Annotated in this window: 20 protein-coding genes and 1 tRNA gene; 16 read left to right on the forward strand and 5 right to left on the reverse strand. The window is 41.4% G+C overall.

The window, feature by feature from the left end; translation table 11 throughout:
* Positions 1–52 precede the first annotated feature (52 nt).
* Together KIH88_RS03435 and htpX are read left to right on the forward strand one after the other, a co-directional pair.
* Entirely contained in the window at positions 53–613 is a 561-nt protein-coding gene (locus tag KIH88_RS03435) for a LemA family protein (RefSeq protein ID WP_143989420.1), read from the forward strand.
* Between the two features lies 1 nt (position 614).
* Positions 615–1,514 carry a zinc metalloprotease HtpX gene (gene htpX, locus KIH88_RS03440; protein WP_061416545.1) on the forward strand — a complete coding sequence of 300 codons (900 nt, stop codon included), beginning with the start codon at positions 615–617 and terminating at the stop codon, positions 1,512–1,514.
* A gap of 44 nt (positions 1,515–1,558) precedes the next feature.
* On the opposite strand, the gene KIH88_RS03445 is transcribed toward htpX, so the two are convergent.
* Positions 1,559–3,118, reverse strand: coding sequence for an ATP-binding cassette domain-containing protein (locus KIH88_RS03445; protein ID WP_213988419.1), 1,560 nt, complete (start codon positions 3,116–3,118; stop codon positions 1,559–1,561).
* A gap of 492 nt (positions 3,119–3,610) precedes the next feature.
* Entirely contained in the window at positions 3,611–3,940 is a 330-nt protein-coding gene (locus KIH88_RS03450) for a hypothetical protein (protein ID WP_000389554.1), read from the reverse strand.
* A 168-nt stretch (positions 3,941–4,108) separates the two neighbouring features.
* On the opposite strand from KIH88_RS03450, the gene KIH88_RS03455 reads away from it, so the two are divergent.
* From KIH88_RS03455 to KIH88_RS03485, 7 genes are all read left to right on the forward strand, one after another.
* Positions 4,109–4,651, forward strand: a complete 543-nt coding sequence (locus tag KIH88_RS03455; RefSeq protein WP_000773192.1) for a YceD family protein — start codon at positions 4,109–4,111, stop codon at positions 4,649–4,651.
* On the forward strand, positions 4,652–5,281 hold the full coding sequence (nth, locus tag KIH88_RS03460; RefSeq protein WP_000244431.1) for an endonuclease III: 630 nt from the start codon (positions 4,652–4,654) through the stop codon (positions 5,279–5,281).
* A 210-nt stretch (positions 5,282–5,491) separates the two neighbouring features.
* On the forward strand, positions 5,492–6,013 hold the full coding sequence (gene pyrR / locus KIH88_RS03465) for a bifunctional pyr operon transcriptional regulator/uracil phosphoribosyltransferase PyrR (RefSeq protein ID WP_000850018.1): 522 nt from the start codon (positions 5,492–5,494) through the stop codon (positions 6,011–6,013).
* An 18-nt stretch (positions 6,014–6,031) separates the two neighbouring features.
* Positions 6,032–6,955 (forward strand): aspartate carbamoyltransferase catalytic subunit, encoded by a 924-nt coding sequence (locus KIH88_RS03470; protein ID WP_213988420.1) that lies wholly within the window; start codon positions 6,032–6,034, stop codon positions 6,953–6,955.
* Between the two features lie 49 nt (positions 6,956–7,004).
* A complete protein-coding gene (locus KIH88_RS03475) occupies positions 7,005–8,084 on the forward strand; it encodes a carbamoyl phosphate synthase small subunit (protein WP_000166845.1) in 1,080 nt (359 codons plus the stop codon).
* A 442-nt stretch (positions 8,085–8,526) separates the two neighbouring features.
* Positions 8,527–11,703, forward strand: coding sequence for a carbamoyl-phosphate synthase large subunit (gene carB, locus KIH88_RS03480; protein ID WP_213988421.1), 3,177 nt, complete (start codon positions 8,527–8,529; stop codon positions 11,701–11,703).
* A 448-nt stretch (positions 11,704–12,151) separates the two neighbouring features.
* Positions 12,152–13,486 (forward strand): Nramp family divalent metal transporter, encoded by a 1,335-nt coding sequence (locus KIH88_RS03485; protein WP_213988422.1) that lies wholly within the window; start codon positions 12,152–12,154, stop codon positions 13,484–13,486.
* Between the two features lie 116 nt (positions 13,487–13,602).
* Here the strand turns inward: KIH88_RS03485 and KIH88_RS03490 are convergent, their stop codons facing one another.
* The gene (locus KIH88_RS03490) at positions 13,603–13,845 is read right to left on the reverse strand and encodes a type B 50S ribosomal protein L31 (RefSeq protein WP_282185137.1); all 243 of its coding nucleotides are present in this window, start codon (positions 13,843–13,845) and stop codon (positions 13,603–13,605) included.
* A 95-nt stretch (positions 13,846–13,940) separates the two neighbouring features.
* Positions 13,941–14,876, reverse strand: coding sequence for a DHH family phosphoesterase (locus KIH88_RS03495; RefSeq protein WP_213988424.1), 936 nt, complete (start codon positions 14,874–14,876; stop codon positions 13,941–13,943).
* Positions 14,877–14,979: 103 nt separating this feature from the next.
* On the opposite strand from KIH88_RS03495, the gene KIH88_RS03500 reads away from it, so the two are divergent.
* The 7 genes from KIH88_RS03500 to KIH88_RS03530 all read left to right on the forward strand — a co-directional run bounded on the left by KIH88_RS03500 (position 14,980) and on the right by KIH88_RS03530 (position 17,836).
* Complete coding sequence (locus KIH88_RS03500) at positions 14,980–15,423, forward strand: flavodoxin (RefSeq protein ID WP_001162124.1); 444 nt, start codon at positions 14,980–14,982, stop codon at positions 15,421–15,423.
* 116 nt (positions 15,424–15,539) lie between these two features.
* Positions 15,540–15,806 (forward strand): chorismate mutase, encoded by a 267-nt coding sequence (locus KIH88_RS03505; RefSeq protein ID WP_001046954.1) that lies wholly within the window; start codon positions 15,540–15,542, stop codon positions 15,804–15,806.
* Entirely contained in the window at positions 15,803–16,177 is a 375-nt protein-coding gene (gene crcB, locus KIH88_RS03510; RefSeq protein ID WP_007521518.1) for a fluoride efflux transporter CrcB, read from the forward strand. Before KIH88_RS03505 ends, crcB (KIH88_RS03510) begins: the two co-directional genes overlap by 4 nt.
* Entirely contained in the window at positions 16,171–16,500 is a 330-nt protein-coding gene (gene crcB, locus KIH88_RS03515; RefSeq protein ID WP_007521520.1) for a fluoride efflux transporter CrcB, read from the forward strand. Before crcB (KIH88_RS03510) ends, crcB (KIH88_RS03515) begins: the two co-directional genes overlap by 7 nt.
* A gap of 118 nt (positions 16,501–16,618) precedes the next feature.
* On the forward strand, positions 16,619–16,966 hold the full coding sequence (gene rplS / locus KIH88_RS03520) for a 50S ribosomal protein L19 (RefSeq protein WP_001068669.1): 348 nt from the start codon (positions 16,619–16,621) through the stop codon (positions 16,964–16,966).
* A 42-nt stretch (positions 16,967–17,008) separates the two neighbouring features.
* Positions 17,009–17,080 (forward strand) — tRNA-Arg (locus tag KIH88_RS03525).
* A 153-nt stretch (positions 17,081–17,233) separates the two neighbouring features.
* Positions 17,234–17,836, forward strand: coding sequence for an AbiV family abortive infection protein (locus KIH88_RS03530; protein WP_061588093.1), 603 nt, complete (start codon positions 17,234–17,236; stop codon positions 17,834–17,836).
* A gap of 43 nt (positions 17,837–17,879) precedes the next feature.
* Here KIH88_RS03530 and yidA read toward each other — a convergent pair whose 3' ends face one another.
* Positions 17,880–18,686, reverse strand: a complete 807-nt coding sequence (gene yidA / locus KIH88_RS03535; RefSeq protein WP_007521524.1) for a sugar-phosphatase — start codon at positions 18,684–18,686, stop codon at positions 17,880–17,882.
* Positions 18,687–18,688: the final 2 nt, after the last annotated feature.

The raw sequence follows: 18,688 nt of genomic DNA on the forward strand, positions 1-18,688 counted from the left end.
GTTAAAATTTTGATATACTGGTAGTAATCTAAAAGCAGAAAGGAATAAGATTATGACTTGGATTATTCTTGGAGTTTTGGCTCTGATTGTTATTTTTGTGATTGTTAGCTATAACGGTTTGGTTAAAAATCGTATGCAGACCAAGGAGGCTTGGAGCCAGATCGATGTTCAGTTGAAGCGTCGTAATGATCTCCTCCCAAACTTGATTGAAACAGTCAAAGGCTATGCCAAATATGAAGGTTCTACCTTGGAAAAAGTAACAGAACTTCGTAGACAAGTAGCTGCAGCAACTTCACCAGCAGAAGCTATGAAGGCCAGTGATGCCCTTACCCGCCAGATTTCTGGTATCTTTGCAGTAGCAGAGAATTACCCAGAATTGAAAGCTAGTGCTAACTTTATCAAATTGCAAGAAGAGTTGACCAATACAGAAAATAAAATTTCTTACTCTCGCCAACTCTACAACAGTGTTGTCAGCAACTACAATGTAAAACTTGAAAGCTTCCCAAGTAATATCATCGCAGGACTATTTGGCTTTAAAGCTGCAGACTTCCTTCAAACACCTGAAGAGGAAAAGGCAGTTCCTAAAGTTGACTTTAGCGGTTTAGGTGACTAAGATGTTGTTTGATCAAATTGCGAGCAATAAACGAAAAACTTGGATTTTGTTGCTGGTTTTCTTCCTACTCTTGGCCTTGGTTGGTTATGCGGTTGGCTATCTCTTCATGCGCTCAGGTCTTGGGGGTATGATTATTGCCTTGATTATCGGTCTTATCTACGCTCTGACCATGATCTTTCAATCGACAGAGATTGTCATGTCTATGAATGGGGCGCGTGAGGTTGATGAGCAAACAGCACCAGACCTCTACCATGTAGTGGAAGATATGGCCATGGTCGCTCAGATTCCTATGCCGCGTGTTTTCATCATTGAGGATTCTTCTTTAAATGCCTTTGCAACAGGTTCGAATCCGCAGAATGCAGCTGTCGCAGCTACTTCGGGTCTTCTGGCTATCATGAATCGCGAGGAACTGGAAGCTGTTATGGGGCATGAGGTCAGTCATATCCGAAACTACGATATCCGCATTTCGACCATTGCTGTTGCCCTTGCCAGTGCTATTACCCTTCTGTCTAGTATGGCAGGACGGATGATGTGGTGGGGTGGCGCAGGTCGCAGACGGAGTGATAATGATCGCGATGGAAATGGTTTGGAGATTATCATGCTTGTTATCTCTCTCTTAGCCATTGTTCTAGCACCTCTCGCGGCAACTTTGGTGCAACTTGCAATTTCCCGTCAGAGGGAATTTCTGGCGGATGCATCCAGTGTGGAGCTGACTCGCAATCCTCAAGGGATGATCAATGCCTTGCGCAAGTTGGATAATAGCGAGCCAATGCATCACCATGTCGATGATGCCAGCAGCGCTCTGTACATCAATGATCCCAAGAAAGGTGGTGGACTCCAAAAACTATTTTACACCCACCCACCTATATCAGAACGAATCGAACGCTTGAAACACATGTAAAAAGAATCCAGAGCTCGTCTCTGGATTTTTGCTATGTTCAACATTTATAAATCTTGTAAATCAACGACTTCCAAACCTTCCTCTGTCAAACGATAGATACTCGTACAGACCTCTTTTAAGAAGCGTCTGTCATGCGAAACAGTGATTAGACCGCCTGGATAGGAGGCAAAGAGTTTTCTGATTTCGGGTTGAGAAGTGGGAGAAAAATTACGTGTAGGCTCATCCAGAAGTAGAAAGTTTGGTTTTCGCAACACTAAATCCAAAAGTAGAAGTTTACCCTGTTGACCGCCAGATAGGGAGCGAATTTGGTGCTGCATCTCTGGATAGCTGAAATTGAGACTGGCTAGGTGGGATTGGATTTTCTGTAGTTCCTCTTTTTCCCCAGTTTTGCTGAGATAGGCTACTGGAGATAGATCCAATTGCAGTTTTTTATGGTAATCTTGTGGCATAAAACCAAGCGAAATCTCTCTTTTGGCGCTGAGCAGTTGTTGTAACTTGGCTAACAGAGTTGATTTCCCAACACCATTTGGCCCGATGATACCGATTTTATCTTGGCCACGGATCGTTAGTCGTAACTCCTGAGCTAAAATGCGCTCGTCAATGGACAAACTATCCTTCTCCAGTTGGACTAAGACTTTAGAAGCCGGTAATGGTTGGATGTCTGAAAAGAAAAGTTGGATTTGTTCCTCGTCAAGTGGCTTTTGGGTCATGGACTGGACTTCCTTTTCAAAGCGTTTTTCTTGAGAGAGTATATTTTTCATCTTTTTAGCCAGTAAGCGCCCAGCAACATCGTTTTTAGTGTTACGCAAGGCAGTTTCTACATTTTGCTTGACGCGACGATGCTTTTCCATGGTTTTGTCATAAGCTCTCTGGTCGTTAGCAGCTTGCTGACTTTGTTTGGCAAAACTAACCTTTCTCTGGTCACTATAGCTATCGTAGTCTAAATGCTCGACTAGCGTTTCCGCTTCTTTTCGATGCTTGACCAGTCGCAAGTGGACAATAGTATCTGCCGTTTGAGAAAGAAAGTCTTCATCATGGGAGATGAAAATAACAGTTTGCCTGGTTTTTTGAATCTGACTTTTTAGCCAATCAACCGTCTCAAGGTCTAGGTCATTTGAAGGTTCATCTAAAAATAGAATCTCAAAGGGTTTGGCTAATTCATGTATGAGCTGAATTTTCAAAGCCTCGCCCCCTGATAGACTGCCAATTTCTTGATCGCTAGCAAAACGGTCGCTATCAAAGTGCAACTCCTCCGCCAAACGATAAAGAATACTGTAGTCTAAATCAGCAGAATCCAAAAAGAAGTAGTCATGTAGAGTTTTCTTTTTCAGGTCCTCAGCTAGTTTTTGAGGAATGTAGGCCAGTGATTGAAGGTCAGACTGAATGTCGCCCTTGATAGTAAAATCAGGTAATGCTTCCCCCATTAAAGCTCGTAGTAAAGTCGATTTGCCATTTCCTTCTTCACCAATAATAGCAACCTTTTCCCCGTCTTGGATAGTCATGGTTAGGTCAGATACAAGATCTCGTAGATCTTTGTTTTGCGTGATGGTTAGATGATTGATTTTTATCATATTGTTGCCCTTTCTAGAATGTCGATAGTGCATAACAAAAAGCTCTACTTTATCTAGTAGAGCCCAAAGTCACTGTTAAAAACTCTATTATCCTCGTTGAAAAGGTCGTCAAACTAGCTTGGAGCTGCCTACCCCAACCTAAAAGGAGCAGACGGTTAGCTTTCTAGTTTTTTTGATTTTCAATGGGGACAAGATACTAGAAAATCTAGTATAAAAAGAGCATGCAAAAAGAGACAAAAACAAGATCTACTAAATAAAGGTTCTTTATTTGATAGACTTAGTTGTTCATGTCTCCCTTACCTCCGAGTATTAGTACCTCTATCCTATACTTTTGAGGAAATTTTGTCAATAGAAAACAGGAAATTCTAGTTTTTATACTCAATGAAAATCAAAGGGCAAACTAGGAAGCGATCCGAAGACTGCTCAAAGCACAGCTTTGAGGTTGCAGATAGAGCTGACGAAGTCAGTAACCCATACCAACGGCAAGGGGAAGCTGACGTGGTTTGAAGAGATTTTCGAAAAGTATCAGAATCCGAAAACAGGTCCATAGAGAGTCAGTACGTGTTTGACATGCTGGTAATGGAACTTGTCATAGTTGCGCCAAGCGGTGCGTGCTTGATCGTTTAGTTTTAGACTACCAAGTCCAATCAATAGACTGGTACGTTGGTAAAATTTCTCAAGGTCGATTAAGATACTATTATCCAACTTTTCTGCTTTTTTAAGCTCTTGCAGAGTAGTATTTAGCAGTTCTTGTAGACGGAAATCATCGGTTGTACCTTGTTTACAGCTTTGGTAGCTTTTATTTAACTCGGAAAGTAGTTGGTAAGCTTCAGTGATGAGTGCTTTGTCTTCCATATGAGCATCCTCCCTGCTCTGGTGTATTCTTGCCTATAGTATAGCACTAAATAGGAAATATGTCATAGTAAATATGTTAAAAAATGAGGTTTTAATATCAAAGTTTGGAAAGCTGATTTATAGCCTTTTCATGGTATAATCAAGTGAGTACATCTTTATGGAGGAAATATGAAGTTAAATATTCAAGAAATTCGTAAGCAGCCTGAAGGTCTACACTTTGAACAAGCTTTAGACCTGGCAGCAGACTTGCGTAAACGAAATCAAGAGATTTTAGATGTCAAAGATATCCTTGCAGTGGGGAAGGTGCAGTATGAAGACCGTCTGTATTTTTTAGACTATCAGTTGTCATATACCATTGTTCTTGCTTCCAGCCGCAGTATGGAGCCAGTTGAGTTGGCAGAGTCTTATCCAGTGACAGAGGTTTTCATGGAAGGAGCAACCAATCAACTAGACCAGGAAGTTCTAGATGATGACTTGGTCTTGCCTATCGAAAATGGGGAAATCGACCTTGCTGAGAGCGTAGCAGATAATATCTTGCTCAATATCCCAATCAAGGTCTTGACGGCAGAAGAAGAGGCGGGCCAAGGATTTGTGTCAGGAAATGACTGGCAAATCATGACTGAGGAAGAATACCAAGCCCAACAAGCAGTCAAGAAAGAAGAAAACAGTCCTTTTGCAGGTTTACAAGGACTATTTAATGGAGACGAGTAGATGGTTTTATCCAAGAAACGTGCCCGTCATGTCATAGAGGAAATCATTGCCCTTTTCCCAGATGCGAAACCAAGTCTAGATTTTCGCAATCATTTTGAACTCTTGGTTGCAGTGATGCTGTCAGCCCAGACCACAGATGCAGCGGTAAATAAGGCCACACCAGGTCTCTTTGCGGCCTTTCCAACGCCACAAGCCATGTCTGTAGCGACAGAGAGTGAAATTGCTTCACACATTTCTCGCCTGGGACTGTATCGAAATAAGGCTAAATTCCTTAAAAAATGTGCCCAACAGTTACTAGACGATTTTGACGGTCAAGTGCCTCAGACTCGAGAGGAATTAGAAAGTCTAGCTGGTGTTGGTCGCAAAACAGCAAATGTCGTCATGAGCGTGGGCTTTGGAATTCCAGCTTTTGCAGTGGACACTCATGTGGAGCGTATCTGTAAGCATCACGATATCGTTAAAAAATCAGCTACGCCACTTGAAGTAGAAAAACGTGTCATGGACGTTCTGCCACCAGAAGAATGGTTAGCAGCCCACCAGGCCATGATTTACTTTGGACGAGCTATCTGCCATCCCAAAAATCCAGAATGTGCCCACTATCCCCAATTATATGATTTTAGTAATGTTTAAGGGGACTCTGAAAAAGTTTTTGCTTGATTTTAAGGGTGCTTTGTGCTATAGTAAATGATAACTAAATAGTCCTTTAAACCTGTCCCGTGAGGCAGGCAAGGAGCGCGATAAAGTAGAAGGGTGAAGTCTATACTGTTTACAGTAGGGCTCGCTTGGCTATACATTTCAAGTCTCCTTGTAGAAGGAGACTTTTCTTTTTGGAGGTTTGTCATGAAGACAAAAGAAGTTGTAGATGAATTGACTGTCAAACGAGCGATTACGCGAATTACTTATGAGATTATTGAGCGCAATAAAGATTTGAATAAAATTATCCTAGCTGGGATAAAAACGCGAGGTGTTTTCATCGCTCATCGTATCAAAGAACGCTTGGAGCAGTTGGAAAATATCACTGTTCCTGTTGTGGAATTGGACACCAAACCTTTCCGTGATGATGTTAAAAGCGGAGAAGATACTTCTTTGATTTCTGTTGATGTGACAGACCGTGAAGTTATCTTGGTGGATGATGTGCTTTATACAGGTCGTACAATCCGTGCTGCTATCGATAACATTGTCGGACATGGTCGTCCTGCGCGCGTGAGTCTTGCGGTGCTAGTAGATCGTGGACATAGAGAATTGCCTATCCGTCCAGATTACGTTGGGAAAAATATCCCAACCAGTCGTTCTGAAGAAATCATCGTAGAGATGACAGAACTTGATGGCCAAGACAGAGTTCTGATTACTGAAGAAGCTTAGAAAGCTGAAGGAGTAGCCATGTCAGAAAATCAACAAGCATTGAACCATGTGGTTTCCATGGAAGACCTCACTGTTGATCAAGTGATGAAATTGATCAAACGAGGGATTGAGTTTAAAAACGGAGCCCAGCTTCCTTATGAAGACCATCCGATTGTTTCCAATCTTTTCTTTGAAGATTCTACACGGACGCATAAATCTTTTGAAGTGGCAGAGATTAAGCTAGGGCTGGAGCGACTGGACTTTGATGTGAAGACCAGCTCAGTAAACAAGGGTGAGACACTGTATGACACAATCCTAACCTTGTCTGCGCTTGGTGTAGATGTCTGCGTGATTCGCCACCCAGAGGTCGATTATTATAAAGAACTGATTGCGAGTCCATCGATTACGACTTCCATTATCAATGGTGGAGATGGTTCAGGTCAACACCCTAGTCAGAGCCTGCTTGATTTGATGACCATTTATGAGGAATTTGGTCACTTTGAGGGTCTCAAGGTTGCTATTGCAGGTGACTTGGATCATTCACGTGTTGCCAAATCCAATATGCAAATTTTGAAACGCTTGGGAGCTGAACTTTTCTTTGCAGGACCTGAGGAATGGAGAAGTCAAGAGTTTGCGGACTATGGACAGTTTGTAACTATTGATGAGATTGTTGATCAGGTGGATGTTTTGATGTTGCTCCGCGTTCAACATGAACGCCATGATAGTGGAGCAGTCTTTTCAAAAGAAGACTACCATGCTCAACACGGTTTGAACCAAGAACGCTATAATCGCTTAAAAGAAGAAGCCATTATTATGCATCCTGCTCCAGTGAATCGCGATGTGGAAATTGCAGACCACTTGGTTGAAGCGCCAAAATCACGCATTGTCCAACAAATGACCAACGGTGTCTTTGTTCGAATGGCAATCTTAGAATCCGTATTGGCGAGTAGAAACGCCAACTAAAACACAGGACGTTAAAAGACGCCAGTGAGCGTCCACGAGAGGTGAAAATATGACAAAAAGACTTCTAGTATTAGAAGATGGCACAGTTTTTGAAGGCAAGGCCTTCGGAGCAGATATTGATGTAACAGGCGAAATCGTCTTTAACACAGGTATGACCGGCTACCAAGAGTCCATTACAGACCAGTCTTATAATGGACAAATCTTGACCTTTACTTATCCTTTGGTGGGAAATTATGGAATTAATCGTGATGATTACGAATCCATTATTCCGACTTGTAAGGGAGTTGTCGTTTTTGAAGAAGCACGTCGAGCTAGCAACTGGCGCAACCAAATGACCTTGGATGAATTTTTGAAAGCCAAGAAAATTCCAGGGATTTCAGGAATTGATACGCGTGCACTTACCAAGATTATTCGTAAGCACGGTACTATGCGTGCAACCTTGACTCATGTTGGAGACAGTATGGACCATGTGACTGACCAGCTTCAAGCAACAGTCCTGCCGACAGACAATATCAAGCAGGTTTCTACTAAAACATCATATCCAGCTCCTGGAGTTGGTTTGAGCGTGGTGCTAGTGGATTTTGGTCTTAAGCACTCAATCCTACGTGAACTTTCCAAACGCAACTGTAATGTGACCGTCGTTCCGTATTCAACAACGGCGGAAGAAATTCTCCACCTCAATCCTGACGGAGTTATGTTGTCAAATGGTCCAGGTAACCCAGAAGATGTTCCAGAAGCACTGGACATGATTCGTGGTGTGCAAGGGAAAATTCCAATTTTCGGAATTTGTATGGGACACCAACTTTTTGCTATGGCAAATGGGGCTAAGACATACAAGATGAAATTTGGTCACCGCGGATTTAACCACGCGGTACGTGAGATTGCTACAGGCCGTATAGACTTCACCAGCCAGAACCACGGTTATGCAGTTAGCCGTGAGGACTTGCCAGATCATTTGATCATTACCCACGAAGAAATCAATGATAAATCAGTTGAAGGAGTTCGCCACAGATACCAACCAGGTTTTTCTGTACAATTCCACCCAGACGCAGCTCCTGGTCCACACGACGCAAGCTACCTATTTGACGAATTTATCGAGATGATGGAAGCCTTTAAACAATCAAACTAAGAACGAGTAAGACTTGTCGGAGAATTTATGGAATTGAACACGGACGGAAAGCTCGGAATTTAGATAAACCAAGGAAGAATTTCTATCCTTGGTTTCCTAAAATTCAGTCGCTTTCTTATCGTCCTTTGTATCTTATTTAATGTCACCCTGTGAGGCGACGAATAGAAAGGCAGGTCGTTTCTTTTAGTCGCTATTGGGCGAACTAAAAACTCCCTGCACTAGATTTTTTATCGAAAAATATCGTTTCTCTAAAAAATCGTCGGAGAACTTATTTAATGGCAACCAGAGAGTTGCCGAATAGAAAGGAGAAGATACATTGTTCGCGGAAGTGAACACGCCCTAAGAACTGTGTGAAAAAGATAAACGTCGTTTTGACGCTAAAGGCGTCTGCACCGAGTTTCCTATTTTCCCTGTGTTCTTTACGGGCTTTGTATCATAAACTATGCCTAAACGTACTGATATTCAAAAAATTATGGTGATTGGTTCTGGTCCGATTATTATTGGTCAGGCTGCTGAGTTTGACTACGCTGGGACCCAGGCCTGCTTGTCTTTGAAAGAAGAAGGTTATGAAGTTGTCTTGGTAAACTCAAACCCTGCAACCATCATGACGGACAAGGAGATTGCGGACAAGGTCTACATCGAACCGATTACACTGGAGTTTGTGACACGTATTCTCCGTAAGGAACGCCCAGATGCTTTGCTTCCAACTCTTGGTGGTCAAACAGGGCTCAATATGGCCATGGAATTATCTAAAAACGGTATTCTAGATGAGCTTGGTGTCGAACTTCTGGGTACTAAATTATCGGCCATCGACCAAGCTGAGGACCGTGACCTCTTTAAACAATTGATGGAAGAGCTTGAGCAACCCATCCCTGAATCTGAAATTGTCAACACAGTAGAAGAAGCAGTTGCCTTTGCAGCGACAATTGGATACCCAGTCATTGTCCGTCCAGCCTTTACCCTAGGTGGTACTGGTGGTGGTATGTGTGCCAACGAGGAAGAACTACGTGAAATCGCTGAAAATGGGTTGAAATTGTCACCTGTTACCCAATGTTTGATTGAACGTTCAATCGCAGGTTTCAAGGAAATCGAATACGAAGTTATGCGCGACTCGGCTGACAATGCCCTCGTTGTTTGTAACATGGAAAACTTTGACCCAGTAGGGATTCACACAGGGGATTCCATTGTATTTGCCCCTGCGCAAACCATGTCAGACTATGAAAACCAAATGCTTCGTGATGCCAGCTTGAGCATCATTCGTGCCCTCAAGATTGAAGGTGGGTGTAACGTTCAGCTGGCCCTTGATCCGCATAGCTTCAAGTACTATGTTATCGAAGTAAACCCTCGTGTATCGCGTTCGTCAGCGCTTGCTTCTAAGGCAACTGGTTACCCAATTGCCAAATTGGCAGCTAAGATTGCCGTCGGTTTGACCTTGGATGAGGTCATCAACCCAGTTACAGGTTCAACCTATGCTATGTTTGAACCAGCCCTTGACTACGTCGTTGCTAAGATTCCACGTTTCCCATTTGACAAATTTGAAAAAGGGGAACGTCGTCTTGGTACCCAGATGAAGGCAACTGGTGAAGTCATGGCTATCGGTCGTAACATCGAAGAGTCACTTCTTAAAGCCTGTCGTTCCCTTGAAATTGGGGTTCACCACAATGAAATGCCTGAACTTGCAACCGTTTCAGATGATGCTTTGATTGAAAAGGTTGTCAAAGCCCAAGATGATCGTCTCTTCTACGTTTCAGAAGCCATTCGCCGTGGCTACACACCAGAAGAAATTGCTGAATTGACCAAGATTGATATCTTCTATCTTGATAAACTCTTGCATATCTTTGAAATCGAGCAAGAATTGGGTTCTCATCCACAAGAGCTAGAAGTTTTGAAAACAGCTAAACTAAATGGCTTCTCAGACCGTAAGATTGCTGAACTCTGGAAAACAACGGCTGAGCAAGTTCGTCAACTCCGCTTGGAAAACAAGATTGTCCCTGTCTACAAGATGGTCGATACTTGTGCGGCAGAGTTCGACTCTGAAACCCCATATTTCTATTCAACCTATGGATGGGAAAATGAGTCTATCAAGTCTGACAAGGAATCTGTACTAGTCCTAGGTTCTGGTCCAATCCGTATCGGGCAAGGAGTTGAGTTTGACTACGCAACTGTTCATTCAGTCAAGGCTATTCAGGCTGCTGGCTATGAAGCCATCATCATGAACTCAAACCCAGAGACCGTTTCAACAGACTTCTCTGTATCAGACAAGCTTTACTTTGAGCCATTGACATTCGAAGATGTTATGAATGTCATCGACTTGGAGCAACCAAAGGGCGTTATCGTTCAGTTCGGTGGTCAAACAGCCATCAACCTTGCGGAGCCATTGGCAAAAGCAGGTGTGACCATCCTTGGTACACAGGTTACTGACCTAGACCGTGCCGAAGACCGCGACCTCTTCGAGCAAGCTCTTAAAGATTTGGATATTCCACAGCCACCAGGACAAACGGCTACAAATGAAGAAGCAGCAGTTCTTGCAGCTCGCAAGATTGGTTTCCCTGTCCTCGTTCGCCCATCTTATGTACTTGGTGGTCGTGCCATGGAAATTGTTGAAAACGAAGAAGATCTTCGTTCTTATATGCGTACAGCGGTTAAAGCTAGTCCAGATCACCCAGTTCTTGTTGACTCTTATATTGTTGGGCAAGAGTGCGAAGTTGATGCCATTTCAGACGGTGAAAATGTCCTCATCCCTGGTATTATGGAGCATATCGAACGTGCCGGTGTCCACTCAGGTGACTCAATGGCCGTTTACCCACCACAAACTTTGTCTCAGAAGGTTCAAGAAACAATCGCAGACTACACAAAACGCCTAGCAATCGGTCTTAACTGCCTTGGAATGATGAACATCCAGTTTGTTATCAAGGATGAAAAAGTCTACGTTATTGAGGTCAATCCACGTGCCAGCCGTACGGTTCCATTTCTTTCTAAAGTGACCAATATCCCTATGGCTCAAGTAGCAACTAAGCTCATTCTTGGTCAAAGTCTTGAAGAACTTGGCTACCAAGATGGACTTTATCCAGAAAGCACTCGCGTTCATATCAAGGCGCCTGTCTTCTCCTTTACGAAACTAGCTAAGGTAGACAGCTTGCTCGGTCCTGAAATGAAGTCAACAGGGGAAGTTATGGGTTCTGATACTACTCTTGAAAAAGCTTTGTACAAGGCCTTTGAAGCTTCTTACCTGCACTTGCCAACTTTTGGAAATGTGGTCTTTACCATCGCTGATGATGCCAAAGATGAAGCCTTGGACTTGGCTCGTCGTTTCCAAAATATCGGTTACGGTATCCTCGCGACAGAAGGGACAGCAGCCTTCTTTGCTAGTCATGGACTGCATGCTCAACCTGTTGGTAAGATCGGTGATGATGAGAAGGATATCCCAAGTTTTGTCCGCAAAGGAAAAATCCAAGCAATCATCAACACTGTCGGAACCAAACGAACTGCTGATGAAGATGGTGAGCAAATTCGCCGTTCAGCTATTGAACACGGTGTGCCACTCTTTACAGCCCTAGATACAGCTAATGCCATGCTCAAGGTGCTAGAAAGCCGTAGTTTTGTCACAGAAGCAATTTAGTTTCTTGTTAAATGATCTAAGTAGCTTTTATCCAGCGTCAAAAGACGCTGGTTTTTCCTCTTTTATAGAGAAATCGAGTTAGAAATAATAGTTACAGTTCACTATTAAATGTCAAAGTTTATCAATAGATTTATCATTATCGTTAATGAGTAGACTTATTCTGACTTTCCCTAAAATTTTGTTGAATTTTCTTAAGTTTTTATCATATTTTTTATAATTAAGGTGCCTTAAGAAAAATAATGAAAAAACTAAATGTTTTTCATATAGTTTTCATTTTTTGTGTTATAATTAAGGTGCCTTAAGAAAAATATTAAGGTGCCTTAAGAAAAATAATGAAAAAACTAAATGTTTTTCATATAGTTTTCATTGTTTTAATAGTTTAAAGTCAATCTTATTTTTCTCTAATAGAAAATAATGAAAAAGTAGGTTTAGAAAGAGGTAAGTATCTATGTCTTCTCATAAAAAAGTGTCACTCTCTGAGATTAATCAATCTATCGATACTCCAAATAACAACCATTTTTGGCAAAATCTAAAAGCATTTTTAGGACCTGGCGCTCTTGTAGCAGTTGGTTATATGGATCCTGGAAACTGGATTACTAGTGTGGTTGGTGGTGCTTCTTACAAGTATAGTCTCTTATTCGTCATTTTAATTTCATCCATCATCGCCATGCAGCTACAACAGATGGCTGGAAAGCTAGGTATCGTAACTAAGATGGACCTAGCACAGGCAACAGCTCATCATGCTCCCAAGTGGCTTCGTTATAGTTTATGGGTGATTTTAGAATTAGCTTTAATGGCGACCGACTTAGCCGAGGTTCTAGGCTCAGCGATTGCCTTAAATCTTTTATTTAAAATACCAATTATGGTCGCTATCCTCTTAACCGTTTTAGACGTATTTCTTTTGTTGTTGTTGATGAAATTTGGCTTCAAAAAAATTGAAGCCATTGTTACGACCCTTATTTTAACCATATTAGCCATCTTTACCTATCTGGTGGCTTTATCCAATCCAAGTATTCAGGGTATCTTTGGTGGTTATTTACCGACTCCAACATTATTTGAAACACCATTACCAGGTCATGAAAGCCAATTGACCTTGGCTCTAGGAATTGTGGGGGCGACAGTCATGCCCCATAATCTCTATCTTCATTCATCCCTATCCCAAACAAGGAAAATCAATCACAAAGATAAGAAGGATGTTCGAAAAGCCGTGCGTTTTATGACCTGGGATTCAAATCTTCAGTTGTCTCTAGCCTTTATTGTCAATTCCTTGCTTCTTATTTTAGGGGCATCTCTCTTTTTTGGTCATGCATCTGAAATTTCAGCTTTCTCTCAAATGTACAATGCTTTACAGGATTCGAAGATAGCAGGAGCTATAGCTAGTTCAACTCTGTCAACTTTATTTGCCCTTGCCCTCCTAGCAAGTGGTCAAAATTCGACCATTACAGGCACTTTGACAGGACAGATTGTCATGGAAGGTTTCTTACATCTAAGATTACCTCAGTGGATTATCCGTATCGGTACACGTATTTTTGCCTTGATCCCTGTGATTATAGTCGCCGTCTTGTTTGGACATCAAGAAAAAACCTTGGATCAGTTATTGGTCTATTCACAGGTCTTTCTTTCAATCGCTCTTCCGTTTTCAATTTTTCCCTTGATTTATCTGACCTCTAAGAAGTCACTGATGGGAGAATTTACCAATGCCAAGTGGAATACAATCCTAGGTTACGCAGTTTCAATCATCTTGACCATTCTCAATATCAAGCTTCTTTTCGATATTTTTTAAACTCGTTTGAAATCACTTATAGTGTCAGCGTGAAGGTTGACAAATAGAAAGTAGTAGTGATTGGTTCATAAAAACAAGTACAAAAAAAGAACAGTGGTAACTGTTCTTTTTTATCATTATTTGAGACCGTATTTTTTGTTGAAACGATCCACGCGTCCATCTGCTTGAGTGAACTTTTGACGTCCAGTGTAGAATGGGTGTGAGTCTGATGAAATTTCCACACGGATCAATGGGTAAGTTTCGCCTTCGAACTCAACAGTTTCGTTAGAGCTTTTTGTTGAACCGCTAAGGAATTTGTAACCAGTAGTTGTGTCCATGAAGACAACTGGGCGATATTCTGGATGGATATCTTTTTTCATTTTGCAATATTTCCTTTCTGCCATGGTCTCTTTGCGAGCCATAGATTGTTACCATACTAGTCTATCAGATTCTGATAAGTTTGGCAAGTCTTTTATCAGTTTTTAAGCAAGTTTTTTAACTTTTGATAGATAATTTCGTTTTCTTCTAGACTATAAGAATTGGCTCCACTTGCCAGAGGATGGCCACCTCCGTCATGTTCTTTGGCAATTTCATTGATAGGGGTAATTTTACTGCGCATACGCACACGGAAGTGACCATCAGCTTGTTCAACAAAGATAGCCCAAGCCTTAACGGTATCAATTCGACCAGGTGCTCCGACAATCGCAGCCGTTTCAGCATCCGTAACCTTATATTTTTCCAAGATGTCTTGAGTAAGCAGAACGCGTGCAGCTCCATTCTCATCAACTTCCAAATGATCATAGACAAAGCCTTGCAGTTTTGCAATCTTGAAGCTCATGGTATCCATTTGACGAGACAATCCAGCAAAGTCAAAATCAATTTCTCGGAGCTGGCTAGCTATTCTAAAGGTACGAGCACTAGTTGACGGGTAGAGAAAGCGTCCCGTGTCCCCGATAATTCCTGCATAGAGAAGTCGTGCCGCTTCGCTAGACAAAGCCAGCTGATTTTCTTGAGCAAATAGAGCAATCATTTCACTAGCACTGCTTGAACTTGTATCCACCCAAGATAGGTCACCATAGATATCATCATTTGGATGGTGATCGATTTTGATGGTGAAAGCAGCTTGTTCATAGCGTTTATCATCGATACGAGGACGATTTGCTGTATCACAAATAATAGCAAGAGCTTCGTGGTAGTCACTGTCTTGGACAGTATCCATTTCCGCCATCCAGGTTAGAGTTGGTTCGTTAAAACCGACTGCTTTGATGGTCTTTTCTGGAAAATGGTGTGTAAGAAGAGCTTTTAAACCTACCTGACTCCCTAAGGCATCAGGGTCTGGTTTCATATGACGATGAATGATAATGGTATCGTATTCTTTGATTTTCTCTAAAATTTGCTGGCAAATTTCCATAAATAACCTCAATTCTTTCTCATTTCATTGTAGCACAAGAATTTTTATTTTTAAAATGAAAAAGATATGATATAATGGAGAAAGATAAATTGAGGAGGACGATATGGCATTAGCAAAAATTGTATTTGCCAGTATGACCGGTAATACCGAAGAAATTGCAGATATTGTAGCAGATAAATTGCGTGACTTGGGCTTGGATGTCGATGTTGATGAATGTACGACTGTTGACGCTTCAGACTTCTTGGAAGCGGATATCGCAATCGTTGCGACTTACACTTACGGAGATGGAGAATTGCCAGATGAGATGATGGACTTCTACGAAGACCTAGCTGATCTCAACTTGAATGGCAAAATCTACGGAGTGGTCGGTTCAGGAGATACCTTCTACGACGAATTCTGTAAGGCTGTTGATGATTTTGATCGCGTTTTTGTAGCGACAGGAGCAGAAAAAGGTTCAGAATGTGTTAAAGTGGATCTGTCTGCCGAAGATGAGGACATCGAACGTTTGGAACAATTCGCTGAAGAATTAGCTGCAAAAGTAGGATAAGAATCAAACTGCGCTGACTGGAAGGAGTCGGTGCAGTTTTTTATTAGTTTTTTTGGATTTTACTAGCCTATTTAGAGGCTTTTTGATACAATAATTCAAATAAAGGAGGAGACTGTATGAATTTAGATATTATTCGCCAAGAAATTGATCAAATTGACGACCAAATCGTCAAGCTCCTAGAAGAACGGATGCATTTGGTTGAGGGAGTAGTTGCCTATAAGAAAGCCTCAGGAAAACCTATTTTAGATAGTAAGCGAGAAGAAGTCATTTTTGAAAAAGTCAAAAATCGAGTGGAAGATAAGCGCTATCAGGAGACTATTGTTGCGACTTTTTCAGACATTCTCAAACGTTCGCGTGATTATCAGGATCAAAACATCAAATGAAAAAAGAACAATTCTATCCGCTAGGAATTTTTCTGGCTGCAATGGTGGGAGGCCTTGTCCGCTATCTCATTTCCACTTGGTTACCAGCCAGTCCAGACTTTCCTTGGAGTACCCTCCTTGTCAACTATCTGGGCATTTTCTGCCTGGTCTATCTGGTGAAAGGCTATCTGGTCTATAAGGAAAGCAGTAAAGGTTTGGTTTTGGCGCTGGGGACGGGTTTTTGCGGAGGTTTAACAACCTTTTCTAGCTTAATGCTTGATGCTGTGAAATTGCTCGATACCGGGCGTTATCTTAGTTTAGGCATCTACTTATTTTTGAGCATTGGTGGAGGTCTGCTCTTGGCTTATGTTCTAGGGAGGAAGAAATGGTAATCGTTTATCTTGCAATCGCCTGCGGGCTTGGAGCCCTAGTGCGCTATTTTTTTTCCCGCTACAATCAAGCTTCTAAATTGCCGCTGGGCACTCTCATTGCCAATCTTCTAGGTTGTTTTTTGATTGGCTTACTCTACAATCATGTGGAGTCCAAGGAAGTCTATGCCACCCTAGCAACAGGTTTTTGTGGTGGGTTGACGACCTTTTCAACCTTGAATGACGAGCTACAAAGACTGTTAAGCAATAAGAAGGTATTTTATAGCTATTTATTCTTAACCTACATAGGCGGTTTTCTAGCGATTTTTTTAGGAATTCTGCTATAAATTTCTTTACTTTTAGGTGGAAATTTGGTAAACTGTATCTTGTGTGTAATGGACGCACAAAAATACAGTTTATCCGCTGAGGAAGGTTCCTCAAGATTGACAAAGATAGGAGAATAAAATGAATCCATTAATCCAAAGCTTGACTGAAGGTCAACTTCGTACAGATATCCCATCATTCCGTCCTGGTGACACTGTTCGTGTACACGCGAAAGTTGTCGAAGGTAACCGTGAACGTATCCAGATTTTTGAAGGTGTTGTTATTGCACGTAAAGGTGCTGGCATCTCAGAAAACTACACAGTTCGTAAAATCTCTAACGGTGTAGGTGTTGAGCGTATCTTCCCAATCCACACTCCACGTGTTGAAAAGATCGAAGTTGTTCGTTACGGTAAAGTACGTCGTGCGAAATTGTACTACTTGCGTGCACTTCAAGGTAAGGCAGCTCGTATCAAAGAAATCCGTCGTTAATTCGACTAAAAAACTCTGCTTACCCAGCAGGGTTTTTCTCTAGCTCCCTTAGTTCAATGGATATAACAACTCCCTCCTAAGGAGTAGTTGCAGGTTCGATTCCTGCAGGGGGCATATAAATTATTGATTTTACTAGGGGTTTGAGGTGTTTCGCCCCAAATCCGCCCCTAAATTACAAGAATTATATAAAGTGTCGATGTAGAATCGATAAGCAACTGCTAGAAGTACTTTAACAAAATATCATGGATTATAAAATTTGGAGTAATAATGGTTGATAAAGATTGTTATTTTGATAAGATAGAATCTATCTTAAACGGATCTAGCAATTTTTATATTTCTTCAACTGAACAATTGAATAAATGTTTAGATCATGTTGTTCAGTTGATTTCGGATTCATATGTTTTATATATAAATGATTCATATACCTCCTCATCTTTTTTAGCTATTAGTGTGTTGGAAGAGGTTGGAAAAATTCAAATGGGAATATTTATTAAAGGTTCAGATTCCTATATGAGAAAAGATAAATTAAGAGATCATAAGTCTAAACAAATTGTAGGTGCGAGTCACACTATTTGTATTGGCGAAAGGATTAAAAATTCAATTTCTAATGAAAATTTGGAGAAGATTTTTAAATTTATTTATTCTGGTGAATTAAAAGATTTAAGAGAAAAAGCAATTTATTGTGATAGAAAAAATAACAATATTGTGACACCAAAAGATTTAATTACTCAAGAACTTGCAAGAAATCTACTTTTATTTGCGATAGAATCATTTGATGATAATCTGGTGGGATGGACAGATCACTCAATCGAGTTATCAAAGAAAACTGATTTATTTTTTGAAACTATTGCTAATTCTAAGATGAAATAGATAAAAACCGCTCAGCTGAGCGGTTTTCATATTTTATCATACTTTACAATACCCACGTACGAATAGCATGAGCAACGCCGGATTCATCATTTGTTTTAGTGATGTATTTGGCGATTTTTTTGAGTTCTGGATTTCCATTTTCCATGACAACAGGATTACCAACGACTTCCAGCATGGCACGATCATTTTCCTCGTCACCAATCGCCATGGTTTCATCTGTGGTCAATCCGAGTTTTTCAGCTAGGTGAGTGATGGCTGAACCCTTGTCTACATTCTTTTTAAGGAGTTCGAGGTAAAAGGGAGCTGATTTGTTAATAGAGTAGCGCTCGTAAAATTCGGCTGGAATCTTTTCAATCGCAGCATCGAGGATTTCTGGTTCATCGATAAACATACACTTGACGATTTCCTTGTCAGCCATTTCTTCGGGAGTACGGTAGAAAATGGGCATGTTGACGAGGGTTGATTCGTGCACCGTGTATTTTCCGATATTGCGATTGGCAGTATAGATACCGTCCTTGGTAATGGCGTGCATGTGGACACCAAGCTTGCGACTGAGAAATTCCATATCGAGATAATCCTCATAGGCTAAAGATTCGCTGATAATCTCATGGCCAGTAGCAGTTTCTTGGACAAGGGCACCGTTGAAGGTTACCACATAGTCACCCTCGTCTCTCAACTGCAAGTCGTCCAGCAATTTGGCAACACCTGCGATAGGACGACCCGTTGCAATCACGACTTTGACACCAGCTTGTTTGGCATCTTGGATGGCCGAAAAGACTTCCGGAGTGATTTCCTTTTTACTGTTAACCAGGGTACCATCGATATCGACGGCGATTAGTTTAATACTCATAT

Source organism: Streptococcus oralis (assembly GCF_018448765.2).
GTDB classification, from domain to species: domain Bacteria; phylum Bacillota; class Bacilli; order Lactobacillales; family Streptococcaceae; genus Streptococcus; species Streptococcus oralis_BM.

What these genes read in the sequence shown, in the direction of transcription:
- nth (WP_000244431.1), top strand. Translation starts at nt 4,652, where the DNA reads ATGGTTTTATCCAAGAAACGTGCCCGTCATGTCATAGAGGAAATCATT.
- KIH88_RS03445 (WP_213988419.1), bottom strand. Translation starts at nt 3,118, where the DNA reads ATGCACTATCGACATTCTAGAAAGGGCAACAATATGATAAAAATCAAT.
- KIH88_RS03495 (WP_213988424.1), bottom strand. Translation starts at nt 14,876, where the DNA reads ATGGAAATTTGCCAGCAAATTTTAGAGAAAATCAAAGAATACGATACC.
- rplS (WP_001068669.1), top strand. Translation starts at nt 16,619, where the DNA reads ATGAATCCATTAATCCAAAGCTTGACTGAAGGTCAACTTCGTACAGAT.
- KIH88_RS03435 (WP_143989420.1), top strand. Translation starts at nt 53, where the DNA reads ATGACTTGGATTATTCTTGGAGTTTTGGCTCTGATTGTTATTTTTGTG.
- KIH88_RS03455 (WP_000773192.1), top strand. Translation starts at nt 4,109, where the DNA reads ATGAAGTTAAATATTCAAGAAATTCGTAAGCAGCCTGAAGGTCTACAC.
- KIH88_RS03485 (WP_213988422.1), top strand. Translation starts at nt 12,152, where the DNA reads ATGTCTTCTCATAAAAAAGTGTCACTCTCTGAGATTAATCAATCTATC.
- KIH88_RS03500 (WP_001162124.1), top strand. Translation starts at nt 14,980, where the DNA reads ATGGCATTAGCAAAAATTGTATTTGCCAGTATGACCGGTAATACCGAA.
- pyrR (WP_000850018.1), top strand. Translation starts at nt 5,492, where the DNA reads ATGAAGACAAAAGAAGTTGTAGATGAATTGACTGTCAAACGAGCGATT.
- KIH88_RS03505 (WP_001046954.1), top strand. Translation starts at nt 15,540, where the DNA reads ATGAATTTAGATATTATTCGCCAAGAAATTGATCAAATTGACGACCAA.
- KIH88_RS03530 (WP_061588093.1), top strand. Translation starts at nt 17,234, where the DNA reads ATGGTTGATAAAGATTGTTATTTTGATAAGATAGAATCTATCTTAAAC.
- carB (WP_213988421.1), top strand. Translation starts at nt 8,527, where the DNA reads ATGCCTAAACGTACTGATATTCAAAAAATTATGGTGATTGGTTCTGGT.
- yidA (WP_007521524.1), bottom strand. Translation starts at nt 18,686, where the DNA reads ATGAGTATTAAACTAATCGCCGTCGATATCGATGGTACCCTGGTTAAC.
- KIH88_RS03450 (WP_000389554.1), bottom strand. Translation starts at nt 3,940, where the DNA reads ATGGAAGACAAAGCACTCATCACTGAAGCTTACCAACTACTTTCCGAG.
- crcB (WP_007521520.1), top strand. Translation starts at nt 16,171, where the DNA reads ATGGTAATCGTTTATCTTGCAATCGCCTGCGGGCTTGGAGCCCTAGTG.
- crcB (WP_007521518.1), top strand. Translation starts at nt 15,803, where the DNA reads ATGAAAAAAGAACAATTCTATCCGCTAGGAATTTTTCTGGCTGCAATG.
- KIH88_RS03475 (WP_000166845.1), top strand. Translation starts at nt 7,005, where the DNA reads ATGACAAAAAGACTTCTAGTATTAGAAGATGGCACAGTTTTTGAAGGC.
- KIH88_RS03470 (WP_213988420.1), top strand. Translation starts at nt 6,032, where the DNA reads ATGTCAGAAAATCAACAAGCATTGAACCATGTGGTTTCCATGGAAGAC.
- KIH88_RS03490 (WP_282185137.1), bottom strand. Translation starts at nt 13,845, where the DNA reads ATGAAAAAAGATATCCATCCAGAATATCGCCCAGTTGTCTTCATGGAC.
- htpX (WP_061416545.1), top strand. Translation starts at nt 615, where the DNA reads ATGTTGTTTGATCAAATTGCGAGCAATAAACGAAAAACTTGGATTTTG.